Annotated in this window: 10 protein-coding genes; 7 read left to right on the top strand and 3 right to left on the bottom strand. The window is 74.8% G+C overall.

All coding sequences use genetic code 11. From position 1 onward, the window contains the following. Nucleotide 1: 1 nt before the first annotated feature. Entirely contained in the window at nucleotides 2-832 is an 831-nt protein-coding gene (locus CRP30_RS12400) for an SGNH/GDSL hydrolase family protein (protein WP_097184300.1), read from the top strand. Nucleotides 833-1,137: 305 nt separating this feature from the next. Here CRP30_RS12400 and CRP30_RS22510 read toward each other — a convergent pair whose 3' ends face one another. The 3 genes from CRP30_RS22510 to CRP30_RS22160 form a co-directional block, all read right to left on the bottom strand. Continuing rightward, on the bottom strand, nucleotides 1,138-1,275 hold the full coding sequence (locus CRP30_RS22510) for a hypothetical protein (protein ID WP_159961712.1): 138 nt from the start codon (nucleotides 1,273-1,275) through the stop codon (nucleotides 1,138-1,140). 435 nt (nucleotides 1,276-1,710) lie between these two features. Continuing rightward, a complete protein-coding gene (locus CRP30_RS12395) occupies nucleotides 1,711-1,896 on the bottom strand; it encodes a hypothetical protein (protein WP_097184299.1) in 186 nt (61 codons plus the stop codon). A 61-nt stretch (nucleotides 1,897-1,957) separates the two neighbouring features. After that, the gene (locus CRP30_RS22160) at nucleotides 1,958-2,845 is read right to left on the bottom strand and encodes a hypothetical protein (RefSeq protein ID WP_143278455.1); all 888 of its coding nucleotides are present in this window, start codon (nucleotides 2,843-2,845) and stop codon (nucleotides 1,958-1,960) included. Between the two features lie 283 nt (nucleotides 2,846-3,128). Between CRP30_RS22160 and CRP30_RS12385 the strand changes: the two genes are divergently transcribed. The 6 genes from CRP30_RS12385 to CRP30_RS12360 all read left to right on the top strand — a co-directional run bounded on the left by CRP30_RS12385 (nucleotide 3,129) and on the right by CRP30_RS12360 (nucleotide 12,142). Next, the gene (locus CRP30_RS12385) at nucleotides 3,129-5,018 is read left to right on the top strand and encodes a putative bifunctional diguanylate cyclase/phosphodiesterase (RefSeq protein WP_159961710.1); all 1,890 of its coding nucleotides are present in this window, start codon (nucleotides 3,129-3,131) and stop codon (nucleotides 5,016-5,018) included. Then, a complete protein-coding gene (locus tag CRP30_RS12380; RefSeq protein ID WP_097184296.1) occupies nucleotides 5,015-7,594 on the top strand; it encodes a diguanylate cyclase domain-containing protein in 2,580 nt (859 codons plus the stop codon). Before CRP30_RS12385 ends, CRP30_RS12380 begins: the two co-directional genes overlap by 4 nt. A 368-nt stretch (nucleotides 7,595-7,962) precedes the next feature. Then, a complete protein-coding gene (locus tag CRP30_RS12375) occupies nucleotides 7,963-8,424 on the top strand; it encodes a hypothetical protein (RefSeq protein ID WP_097184295.1) in 462 nt (153 codons plus the stop codon). Nucleotides 8,425-8,562: 138 nt separating this feature from the next. Continuing rightward, on the top strand, nucleotides 8,563-9,375 hold the full coding sequence (locus CRP30_RS12370; protein WP_097184294.1) for an MBL fold metallo-hydrolase: 813 nt from the start codon (nucleotides 8,563-8,565) through the stop codon (nucleotides 9,373-9,375). Next, the gene (locus tag CRP30_RS12365; protein ID WP_097184293.1) at nucleotides 9,372-10,007 is read left to right on the top strand and encodes a DedA family protein; all 636 of its coding nucleotides are present in this window, start codon (nucleotides 9,372-9,374) and stop codon (nucleotides 10,005-10,007) included. Before CRP30_RS12370 ends, CRP30_RS12365 begins: the two co-directional genes overlap by 4 nt. Beyond that, entirely contained in the window at nucleotides 10,004-12,142 is a 2,139-nt protein-coding gene (locus CRP30_RS12360) for a phage holin family protein (protein ID WP_097184292.1), read from the top strand. Before CRP30_RS12365 ends, CRP30_RS12360 begins: the two co-directional genes overlap by 4 nt. The last annotated feature ends 12 nt before the right edge of the window (nucleotides 12,143-12,154 follow it).

Raw genomic sequence — 12,154 nt, 5'->3', positions numbered from 1 at the left:
CATGGCGAGGGGTCCGGGCCGGCCAGGACCGTTCGCCCGGCTACCCCTCCCGGGCCGCACCGAGGGCATCGTCATCCTCGTCGTCCTCCTGGTCACGGCGATCGCCGTCGGAGCAGCTGCCTGGTACGCCGGCACCCGGACGACCCCGGCCTTCGACTCCCCGGACGACGCCGCGGAGGCCGGCGCTCCGCCCCCGACGGCCACCCCGCCGAACGATGAGCCGCCCGGCCTCGCCGTCTACGGCGACTGGTACGTGTCCGGCACGGCACTGGGCGGCGCAGGACCGGCCGGCTGGCCCGCGATCGTGAGCCAGCGCCTTGGCGCCCAGGCCACCGAGCCGCACGCCGTCACGGATGCCGGGTACGTCGCGGCGTCCGACCGGACGGGCGACACCTTCCTGAGCCTCGCCGAGAACTTCCCGGAGCCCAGGGCCGACGTCACGGTCGTCTTCGGCAGCCGGAACGACTACTCGGCCGCGCCGGCCGAGATCACCGCAGCTGCCACCCGCACGCTCGAGACCATCCGGGCCACGGCCCCGGAGACGGAACTCCTCGTGATCGGCCCGGCCTGGACCGATGCCGACGTGCCACCCGAGCTTCCGCCGGTGACCGACGCGGTGCGGCAGGCAGCAGCCGCCGTCGGAGCGACGTTCGTCGACCCGCTCGAGGAGCGGTGGTTCTTCGACAACCCGGAGCTCATCGGCGCGGATGTCATCAGCCCGACCGACGAGGGCCACCGGTACCTCGCCGATCGCATCGAACCGTTCGTGCGGCAAGTGCTGGAGGAGAACGCGACGAGCCCGTCCAGCGAGACGGTTGGACCGACGGGCTAAGCCTGGCGTCGGAGCCGCCTGCTGCCTCGTCTCTTCTCGCGGGTGCGTCCTGCGCGCAGCCAGTCGCGTGCCGCCACAGTCAGCAGGAACAGCGGCACCACGACGGCCAGGGCCAGCCAGCCCACCATCACCCACTGCCACCACGCCATGGCCCACACCACCCCCGATCCGGTGAACGGTGGCCGATCGGGACGGGTGATGACAACGCTCCGTGAGCGCGCCTCACCCCGTGGGGGTGCTGTCAGCACCTGCGCCGCGCCACCGGGAATCGGCGAGCGAGAGCGGCGGTCGTCGGACCGCCCGGGCTAGAACCCGGCGTCGGACTCCAGGTCGAGGCCGAGGACGGCGGAGGCGCCTGCGGCGAGCAGCCAGAAGGCGACGGTGCAGCACTTGCGGACGACGTCCACGTGATGGTGCTCAGCGCGCCGGCTCGTCGTCGTCATGGCTCCCGCTCCCGTCGTCGTAGGCCAGGAAACCTAGCGGCGAGCGGTGTCCGGAGACCGACGGATGTGGCGGTTGTGACCAGCGGTGCGCGACGTCCGGCATCCGTTATGTGCTCGGCTGGACCGGCCGGGAGCTCCCGGCCGGTTCACTCCGTCAGCGACGACGCGGGGGCAGCAGCGGCTCGTGGGGTCCGGGCCGGTCCCAGGTGCACGTGAAGGTGGAGCGCACGTAGATTTCGGGTTCCCCGGGCTGGTTGACCGGCACGTGGACCACCGCCCCGCACCGCCGCAGCGGCAGAAGACGACGCGGTCCGCGTCGCGCTGAACCGGGTCCAGGACCTCCGCGTCACCGATCACGAGGGGAGCTTCCGCCCCCGGAGGTCGTCCGGCAAGCACCCGGACGGCGGATTCGGCTGGGCGCCAGCGAAATCTTCGTCACTGCCTGGCGCGCATCGCACGCAGCGCGACGACCCCGGCCACCAGAGCGACGACCAGCATGGCTGCGGCGGCGACGATCGTCCCCGTCGCACCGACCCAGAAGAGCGCTCCGGCGATGCCCACGATCAGGATCAGCTCCACGATCACGAGCACCGTCAGGAGAACCGCGGCGAGCTTCCCCATGCGCGGGAGGGTGTCACACCGAGGCTTTCCGGCGCGCGACCCGCGAGGCTCCGCGGTCGCGTCAGCCCACCAGCCCGCCGACCACCGGCAGCTCCTCGACGGTCTGGGTGACCGGGGCGGGCAGCACCTTCTCGACCGGAGCCGTCACCGGCTCCGTCACCGGCTCGACGGCGTCGACCACCGGTTCCGTGACGGTCTCGACGACCGGCTCCGCCGCCTCGACGACCGGCTGGGCAGCCTCGACCACCGGCTGCGCCACCTCGACCACCGGGTCCGTGACGGTCTCGACGACCGGCTCCGCCGCGTCGACCACGGGGTCGATGGTCGACGTCACCGGCTCCGGCGCGGTCACCACCGGCGTCCCGCTCTGGGGAACCGTCGGTGCGGTCGGTGACGACCCGGTCGACCCGGTCGACCCGCCGGATGACGCCGGCGGTGCACCGGCGGGAGCGGCGCCCGTAGCCGGCGGCGCACCGGCCGGAGCGGGGACACCCGACGCCGGCTGCCCGCTCACCGGACCGGCCACCCAGGCCGCCGTGGCCGCCGATGCCGGCTGCAGCCGCACGGACGTCAGCCCGTCGCACAGCGCCGCGAAACTGCCGGGCGTCGAGCTGTCCGCCCACAGCGCGGACCAGCCGGCACCGGGCCAGCTGCGGCCCATGCCGCCACCTTCCGGCACCTCGCTCGCCACCGGGACGATTCCCGCGTCCCCGCCCGCGTCCCCGCCCGAGTCCCCGCCCGAGCCCCTGGGCCCCGTCTCCGACGGCCCGAACGTCGGCGGATCCGCCAGCACGTCCCTCGGCTCCGCGCCCCCGACGAGGAGGGTCACGACCGCGGCGGCGACCAGCGTGCCGTTGGCGCCCCAGAGCGCGGGGACCACCCGCTCCCGGACGCCTTCGCGAGTGGGCTCCTCGCGGCGGATGCGGTGTCGCCCCTGGTGCTGGCTCATGATTCCCTCCCCCACCGCTGCCGCTCGCCGACAGCAGCACGACCTTCACTGCTCCCCGACGCTCGTCCTCCGACGACCCAGGAACGAGGCATCGCCGGACGGGCGGAACGAAACCCCCTCGTACCCCTCACCCGGGCCACACACACCCGCAACTTCCGGAGAAGACGGCGAACGCGGCGTCACCCACCCGGGTGACGAATCGGTAACGACGCTGCAGCGGACCTCCACAGTTCCCGATCAGAGCCGTGTGACCACCGCCCCCGTCCTGGGGCAGCCAGGGCCTGTGCTCCCGGCGTCCCCCTCGGGGCGCACCGGGCTCGTCGCCGTTCCCGCGGCCGTGGTCGCCGTCTCCCTCGTCGTCGGCGGCCTCGTGGCCGTGCCCACCGGTCTCGGCGCCGTCCTGGCCGCCGCCGGGCTGGCCGTCCTGGTCGGCTTCCAGGCCACGCTCTGGACCCGCCAGCGACGCCTGACCGGCGCCCTGCAGCGCAGCCAGTCCTCCTTCCGCACGCTCGTGAAGAGCAGCGTCGACCCGGTGGTCATCCTCGACGACCGGCTCCGCATCACGTTCGCGTCCCAGGGCATCGCCGACCTGCTGGGCTTCGACCCGGCGGCGGTCCACGGCCGGCCCGTCGCCTCCGTCGTGCACCCCGACGACCGCGCCGCCCTGGTCGGCGCCCTGAACGCCGACCGCAGCCGCCCGGAGGAGCTGGCCGTCCGCACCGCCCGGGTCCGGCACGCCGACGGGCGATGGCGCCTCATCCAGGCCACCGTCCGCGACCTGCGCGACGACCCCGACGTCGGCGCGCTGGTGCTCTACTGCCGCGACATCAGCCCGCGCGGGCCCGTGACCGGGCTCGACGCGGACCTGTCCGAGTTCTCCCTCACCGACCCCGTCACCGGCCTGCCCAACCGCGCCGCCCTCGTCCGCCGCCTGGGCGCGGTGCACCGCGACGCGCAGAGCCGGCCGACCAGCCTCGCCCTCGTCCGCATCAGCGGCCTGGCCACCGAGGTCCTCGCGCCCGACACCGAGACCGCCGTCCTGCGCGCGCTCACCGCCCGGCTCACCCGCGCGCTGCGCGGGGAGGACTGGCTGGCCCGCGGCAAGGACGGCGACTTCGTCGTCCTCGTCGAGGGCACGATCGCCGACGCCGAGACCGTGGGCGCCCGCCTGGTGGACGCCGTCGGGCCGGTCCCCGTCCCGGGCGGCTCCCTCCGCCTGTCCGCCGTCGCGGGTGTGACCACCCTCAGCGCCGGGATCGACACCGGCGAGGCGCTGCGCCGCGGCGAGCTCGCCCTGCGCAGTGCCGCCACCGCCGGCCCGGGCTGCGTCCACCGGTACGACGATGCCCTGCGCGTCGAGGAGGACCGGCGCGCCGTCCTGCGCGCGGACCTCGAACACGCCCTCGGACGCGGCGAACTGCGCCTGGTCTTCCAGCCCGTCGTCGACGTCGTCCTGCACCGCACCGTGTCGGTGGAGGCGCTGCTGCGCTGGCGCCACCCGCTCTACGGCGACGTCTCCCCCACCGAGTTCGTGCCGCTCGCCGAGGAGTCGCCGCTGATCACCGAGGTCGGCCGGTGGGTGCTCCGCGAGGCGTGCAGCACGGTCGCCGCGCTCGACGGGACCGACCTGGGCGTCGCGGTCAACGTGTCGGCCCACCAGGTGCGCAGCGGCGAGCTCGTCCCCGACGTCCTCGCCGCCCTGGAGGTCAGCGCCCTGCCCGCCTCGCGGCTGATCGTCGAGATCACCGAGTCGGTGCTGCTCGACGACTCGCACGTCATCGAGGACCTCACCGCCCTCCGCCGGCTCGGCGTCCGCGTCGCCGTCGACGACTTCGGCACCGGCTGGTCGTCGCTGGCCTACCTGGTCGGTATGCCGATCGACGTGCTCAAGATGGACCAGTACTTCCTGTCCAACGTCGAGCACGACCCCGCCCGCCGCGCCATGTGCCGCGCGGTCCTCCAGCTCGGCTCCAGCCTCGACCTGCCCGTCATCGTCGAGGGGGTCACCAACGCCGCCGTCCTGACCCTGCTGCGCGACATGGGGCACCGCTACCTGCAGGGCTACGTCTTCGCCCGCCCGCTCGAGGCCGCCCAGCTGGCCGCCGGCGCGTGGGACGTACCGGACGTCCCCGCCCTCCCCGACGTCGCCGCCCTCCCGGCGGTGACGCCGTGATCGGCCTGCGCGACATCCCCCGGAGCGTCCGCTGGACGGTGCCGCTGGGCCTCCTCGGCCTCGCGCTCACCGTCCCGTTCAGCGCGCCCGACGGCACCGGCATGCAGTGGGACGAGATCGTCCTCGGCGCCGTCGCCGCCTCCTCGTCGTGGGAGGCCTTCCGCATCGCCCGGCCCATGGCCCGCGACGCCGGCCGCCCGTGGCGCATCCTCGGGTACGCCTCGCTCCTCTTCATGACCGCCCAGTGGCTCGCCGCGGGCTTCCCGGGCCCGGAGCTGGACGGCTTCGGCTTCGACGACGTCCTCCTCTTCGCCGGCGCCACCGCCCCGCTGCTGATCTGCGGGCTGCTGGCCCGCCGGGTCAGGCGCACCCGCTGGCTCGCGCTCGTCGTCGACGGCCTGGTCATCACCGTCGCCCTGCTCGTCGTCACCGAGGTGCTCCGGACTCCGCTGGTCAACCCCGCCGACGCCCCGGAGGACCTGCGCTCCCTCGTGCTCATGTACGGCGCCTACGGCGCCGCGATGCTCGGTGGCGCCGGTGCGCTGTGCACCGTGTCGACGGCGGCGCTGCGCCGCTCGGCCAGCATCCTCATCGGCGCCGTCGCCTGGCAGGCCACCGCGGGCGTCGCCGAGGCCATGGCCATCGTCGACCCCTCGGCCCTGTGGACGGCGGTGTCCGACGTCTCGGTCGCCATGGGCCTGCAGACCGTCGTCCTGGCGGCGAGCTTCGCGCCCCGGCGGTTCGCCGACCACACCGCCAAGGCCTCCGCCCCCGTCGTCAGCCCGATCGGCATGGCGCTCGTCGTCGGCGCGCTGCTGTCCCTCCCCGTCGCCATCGGGCTGATGGAGTGGCGGGAGCACTCGCACTCCACCGCCGCCGAGATCGGTATCGCGGTCGTCCTCACCCTCATGGCGGTCCGCCTCGTGCTGCGCATGCGCGAGGACGGCCGGATGACCGAGGACCTCGTCCGCAGCGAGGAGGACTTCCGCGAGCTGATCGAGGCCAGTTCCGACGGCATCGCCATCATGGACGGGGAGTTCCGCCTCCTGTTCACCTCACCGGCCGCCCGCAGCCTGCTCGGTCTCGGTGCCGACGCCGAGGACGAGGTCTGCCTGCTCGACCTCGTCGACGCCGGCGACCGCGACGCCGTCCGAGCGGGCACCCTCCACGTTCCCGGCGGGGACGGCCCGCCGCTGCACTTCTCGGTGGTCCGCGCCGACGGCCCGTCCCGGGAGATCGAGGCCACCGCCACCGAGCGCCCGGGGAGCGGACGGCGCGTGCTCTACCTGCGCGACGTCACCACCCGCCGCCACCGCGAGCGCGAGCTCGAGCGCATGGCCTACACCGACCACCTGACCGCGCTGCCCAACCGCGCCATGCTCTTCAAGGAGCTGGGCACCCCGTCCCACGACCAGCGCTGCCTGCTCGTCCTGGACCTCGACGGCTTCAAGGCCGTCAACGACGTCGCCGGGCACGAGGCCGGCGACCAGCTGCTGGTCGAGGTGGCCCGCCGGCTGCACACCGTCGTCCGCGAGGACGACCTGGTCGCCCGCCTCGGCGGCGACGAGTTCGCCGTCCTCGTCACCGGCACCCTCGCCGAGGCCGACGACGTCGCCCGGCGCGTCGTGGACACCCTCGGCATGCCCCACCGCACCAGCGACGGGGCCTTCGCGGTCGGTGCCAGCGTCGGCGTCGCGACGATCGGCGCGGCCGGAGGCCAGGTGGCCTTCCGCGAGGCCGACGCCGCGCTGCGCGAGGCCAAGGCCGCCGGCAAGGGCTGCGTGCGGCTCGCCGGCGTCGAGACCGCCAACGCGGGCGTCGAGAGCCAGCCCGACTTCCACGACGTCGTCGCCGAGGGCGTCTTCGCCGTGCGCCTGGACGCCGCCTGCACCCCCGACGGCCGCATCGAGTGGCTGCACGCCGTCCCGACGTGGTCCCACCCCGAGCACGCCGAGGTGCGCGGCCTCGAGCTGTGGGGCTTCGCCGAGCGGCAGGGCCGGGCGGCGGAGCTGCTGACCTGGCTGCTGCACGAGGCCACCCGCGCGGTCGCCGGCCTGTCCGCCGAGGACATCGGCGTCGCGGTGAGCCTGCCGGCCGGCTTCGCCACGGCCGACGGCCTGGCCGGCGAGGTCGCCGGCGCACTCAACGCCTCCGGTCTCCCGGCGCACCGGCTGCTGCTCTCCTTCACCGAGGAGACGCTGCTGACCGCGTCCGCGGCACTGGTGCCCGAGCTCGAGGCGGTGCGCCGCAGCGGCGTCAAGCTCTGCCTCGACAACTACGGCATGGGGCACAGCCTGTTCGCGCTGCTCGCGCGCGTCCCCCTCGACATGGTCCGCGTCGACGTCGCCGCCCTGGCCTCCCGCGACGACACCGGGCGCGCCATGCAGGTGTTCAGCGCCATCCTGCGGACGACGAAGGACTTCGGCCTGATCGCCATCGCCGGGGGCATCAGCACCCCGGCCCTGCACGCCGCCGTCCTCGACACCGGCGTGGAGCTGCTGAACGGCCGCACCCAGCCGCACGACCTGACCATCGACGACGTCGCCGCACTGGTCGCCGTCCCGGCCGTCGGCTGACCGAGCCGCCACGAACGGGGTTACGGCCGGTCCCTGAGTGCCGGGCTCGCCGAGGGGCGGCGGGTCTTGCTTATCCGCACAGTTCCGAGGACAGTCCGTCACAGGTCCTCACGCGCTGCGAAGCTCCGCGGACTCAGGTCCTCTCGGTTGAAGTCACAGCCGCCAGTACCGCCCCCGCAACGCCAGGCTGGGCATCCCCTCGGGGCTCCAGGAGCGTCAGCGACTTCCCTCCGGCCGGCACGCGCCGCGTGCCTCCTGGACCCATGCACTGCGCCGGTCGGCCCCGAGCTGTCGACCGCAGCCGCAGCGAGGCGCCCCGATCCGTCGACACGGACGGACGCCTCTCCCGTTCGCAAGGAGCACCCATCGTGCGGTTCGCGGCCATCGTCGAGCGACATCTTCTGAACTGGAGCGTCTACCTGCCTGCCCTCGCCGTCGGCGGGCCGGTACCGGAACCCAACGACGTGCACGCGACGGCCGTGGCGCTGGCGGCAGCGGCCACCCAGCTCCCCCGGGAGGACGTGCGGATCGCGGTGCACCTCGCGGTCGCGGCCGACACGTTCCTGCACGCCCCGCCCGCCGACGTCGAGGTGCGGCACACCGACGGGGCATGGCACCGGGGCCGCCACATCGCCTGGGTCCGGCGACGGGACGGCTCTTGGACGTCGCTGATCCGCTACGGAGCCGACGGTGTCGTGTGGGAGCGAGCCGTCCACGCCTCGGGCTGCCGGGGGCGCGGCCGCGACGCCCCGGCCCTCCCGTCAGCACGCGTCAGCGTCGAGTCGGCGGACGCGGACCATCCACTGCGCGAGGCGACGCCGATCACGTGACCGGACCGGTCCCCACTCGGGGACCAGCCGAATCCTCGACTGGCCGGCTCAGGGTTCTCCCCCATTTCCACGCCCGGCAGCCCCCAGACGGGTGCAAACGCCTTGGGAACCGTCCCTGCCCGCGAGCAGACTGACCGCGTGACGAGCCCGGAGCTGCACTTCCTGGGCCACTCGACCGTCCGGATCGAGCTGGCCGGCCGCACCGTGCTCACCGACCCCCTCCTCGCGCCCACCGTCGGCGCGCTGCGCCGCGTGGTGCCCCTCCCCGACCCCGCCACCTGGGCCGGCGTCGACCTGGTCCTGATCAGCCACCTGCACGGCGACCACCTGCACATCCCGTCGCTGCGCACGGTCGGCCCGCGCACCCGCATCGTGGTGCCGCGGGGCGCCGCCGCCTGGCTGCGCGGCCGCGGCTTCCCCCACGTCGACGAGCTCTCGGCCGGCGAGGCGGTGTCCGACGGCGGCCTGCGCGTCACCGCCGTCCGCGCCGAGCACAGCGGCCACCGCTGGGGCCCCCGCTCCACCCATGGCCCCGCCACCGAGTCCATCGGCTTCCTGCTCGAGGGCGGCGGCGCACGCGTCTACGTCAGCGGCGACACCGGCCTGTACGACGGCATGGCGGTCCTCGGCGGCCGCGCCGTCGACGTCGCGCTCCTGCCCGTGTGGGGCTGGGGGCCGACGCTGGGCCCCGGCCACCTCGACCCGGTGACCGCCGCCGACGCCGTCGCGCTCGTCCGGCCGCGGATCGCCGTCCCCGTCCACTGGGGCACGCTCGCCGTCGCCGGAATGGCCTCGTTCCCGTCCCCGTTGCGCGCTCGTATGCGGCGGTTGCTGGTCGATCCGCCCCACGCCTTCGCCACCGAGGTGGCCGCGCGCGGGCTGCCGACGCGCGTCGTGGTCACCGAGCCCGGTTCCGCCGTCGACCTGACCGCGCCGAGGGCCGCGGCATGACCGTCGACCTGCTCACCGCGCCCTGGTCCGAGGGCACCCAGATCGGCTATCCGCTGCTGTTCGGGCTGGTGCTGCTGGGCTCCGTCGTGCCGGTGGTGCCCACCGGCCTGGTCGTCGGCGCCGCGGCCGCGTTCGCCATGGCCGCCGGCAGCCTCGGCCTGCCGCTGGTGCTGCTCCTGGCCACCCTGGGCGCGCTGACCGGCGACCTGATCACCTTCGCGATCGCCCGGTTCGGCGGCCCGTCGGCGGTCCGGTGGCTCGTCCGCGGTCAGCACGCCGAACGGGTCGACGAGGTGCGCGAGCAGTTCCGGGTGCACGGCTGGCAGATCATCGTCGCCGGCCGGCTGCTCCCCGCCGGGCGCATCCCGGTGCTGGTCGCCGCCGGCGCCCTGGCCTATCCGTGGCGCCGGCTGGTGCCGGCGTCCCTCCTCGCCGCCTTCCTGTGGGCGCTGGCCTACTCGCTGCTCGGCGTGATCAGCGGCGGCATCTTCGACTCCCCGCTGATCGCGATGCTGGTGGCCACCGTCCTGGTGCTCGCCGTCAGCGCGATCACCAACCAGGTGAGCACGCGGCGTCGCCGCACGGCAGCGGTCGTCGCCGCCCGCGAGCCCGAGCGCTGCGAGACCGCATGACCGCCCCCACCCCCGGCCGGCTGCTGCGCACCGGCCGCACCCTGGCCCGCGTCGTCGTCACCTGGGCGGCGGTCACCGGGACGCTGGTCGTGCTCAGCGACCGGCTGGACGGCTTCGAGCTGTCGTCGGCGTGGCAGGCGCCGGTGATGGCGCTGACCCTGGGTGTCCTGTCCGCGGTGGCCTGGCCGGTGATCATGCGGGTGGCCCTGCCCGTCGCCTTCTTCACCCTCGGCCTCGGCAGCTTCCTGCTCCTCGGCGCCCTGGTGCTCGCCGTCTCCTACGCCGTCCCCGGCGTGCAGATGGACAACCTGAAGGTCGCGGTGTGGGTGGCCCTCGTGCTCGCCGCCGTGTCCGGCGTGGTCAGCAGCCTGCTCGCCGTCGACGAGGACGAGATCTTCTTCCGCCGGGCCCGCCGCCGGGCGGGCGCCGTCCCCTCCGCGGATCGCCCGCCCGGCGTGCTGTTCCTCCAGATCGACGCGCTGTCCTACGACACCGCGCGCCGCGCCGTCCGCGACGGCTGGATGCCGAACCTCGCGTCCTGGCTCCGCTCGGGCAGCCACACCATGACCTCCTGGCACACCGACTGGAGCTCGCAGACCGGCGCGGCGGTGAGCGGCATCCTGCACGGCTCCAACCACGACATCCTCGGGTTCCGCTGGTACGAGAAGGACCGGGACCACATCACCCGCGTCTCGCACCCGGCCGACGCGGTGGAGGTCGAGCGCCGGCACTCCGACGGGCGCGGCCTGCTCGCCCCGGACGGCGCCGGCCGCGGCAACCTGTTCACCGGCGACGCCGCCCACGTCAGCCTCACGATGAGCTCGCTGTCGCACGTCGTCCCGGCGTCGTCGCGCGTCACCCGGCGCACCCGCGAGCGCGTCGGCTCCGGGTACTACGCCTACTTCGCCAGCCCGGTGAACGCGCTGCGCACCATCGGCGTCTCGCTGGTCGACATCGTCCGCGAGCTCGCCGCCGCCGCCCGCGAGCGCCGGGACGACGTCCGGCCGCGGGTCAGCCGCGGCGGCATCTACCCGCTGGCCCGCCCCGGGGTCACGGTCATCTCCCGCGACGTCGTCGTCTTCGCGCTGCTGGACGACATGCTCGCCGGCCGCCCCGTCGTCTACTCCGACTTCCTCGGCTACGACGAGGCCGCCCACCACGGCGGCCTCGAGCGCGCCGACAGCCTGGCCGTGCTGCGCACCATCGACCAGCAGCTCGGGCGCCTGCACCGCGCCGCGTCGGTGGCGCCGCGGGAGTACCACCTGGTCGTCCTCTCCGACCATGGCCAGACGCAGGGCTGGGCCTTCACCGACCGGTTCGGGGAGTCGATCGAGGAGCTCGTCGGACGGTTGTGCGGCTCACCGGGCGCCCAGCCGACCACCGGGACCCGCGACAGCCGCCGCCCCGTCGAGAGCTGGCAGGTGGCCACCGCCCTCGGCGAGAGCGGTGGGCTCATCGCCCGCCGGCTGCGCGACCGGGTCGAGCGGGCCTCCGCCGTGCACCACGAGCACGCGTTCGAGCCCGGGCTGACCGGGGAGGTGCCGCGGGTGGCCCCCGGCGTCGTCTGCGTCGTCTCCGGCCACCAGGCGATGGTGTCCTTCCCCGACATCCCCGGCCGGGTCTCGCTGGAGGAGATGGAGCGGCACTGGCCCGGCCTGCTGCCCGGCCTGGTCGACCACGACGGCGTCGGCTTCGCGCTGGTGCACTCCGAGGAGTTCGGGCCGGTGGTGCTCGGCCGCGACGGCCTGCACCGGCTGGCGACCGGCGTCGTCATCGGCACCGACCCGCTGCTCCCCTACGGCGAGCACGCCGCGGCGCTGGTCGCCCGCGTCTCGACGTTCCCGCACTGCGCGGACGTCGTGATCAACAGCCGCTACGACCCCGACACCGACGAGGCGTCACCGTTCGAGCCGCACGTGGGCTCACACGGCGGGCTGGGTGGACCGCAGCAGCATGCGCTCCTGGCCTACCCGCGGGCCTGGCAGGCGCCCGGCGAGATCGTCGGCGCCGAGCAGCTCCACCGCGTGCTGCGCGGTTGGCTCACCGACCTCGGCCACCCCGCGCCCACCGGAGAGGGCGCGGCGGTCGGCGAGGACAGCCCCACGGCTCTGGCGCGGGACGCCGTCGCCCGCTGAGACCGGCCGGCC

Source organism: Blastococcus haudaquaticus, assembly GCF_900230285.1.
In the GTDB taxonomy this organism is placed as follows: domain Bacteria; phylum Actinomycetota; class Actinomycetes; order Mycobacteriales; family Geodermatophilaceae; genus Blastococcus_B; species Blastococcus_B haudaquaticus.
Note: the sequence above shows the minus strand (reverse complement) of the source record. Positions and strands in the feature narration are given on the sequence as shown.

Excerpts from the sequence above, each read along its gene's own strand:
- CRP30_RS12400 (WP_097184300.1), top strand. The coding sequence starts at position 2 with ATGGCGAGGGGTCCGGGCCGGCCAGGACCGTTCGCCCGGCTACCCCTC.
- CRP30_RS22510 (WP_159961712.1), bottom strand. The coding sequence starts at position 1,275 with ATGACGACGACGAGCCGGCGCGCTGAGCACCATCACGTGGACGTCGTC.
- CRP30_RS12395 (WP_097184299.1), bottom strand. The coding sequence starts at position 1,896 with ATGGGGAAGCTCGCCGCGGTTCTCCTGACGGTGCTCGTGATCGTGGAG.
- CRP30_RS22160 (WP_143278455.1), bottom strand. The coding sequence starts at position 2,845 with ATGAGCCAGCACCAGGGGCGACACCGCATCCGCCGCGAGGAGCCCACT.
- CRP30_RS12365 (WP_097184293.1), top strand. The coding sequence starts at position 9,372 with ATGACCGTCGACCTGCTCACCGCGCCCTGGTCCGAGGGCACCCAGATC.
- CRP30_RS12360 (WP_097184292.1), top strand. The coding sequence starts at position 10,004 with ATGACCGCCCCCACCCCCGGCCGGCTGCTGCGCACCGGCCGCACCCTG.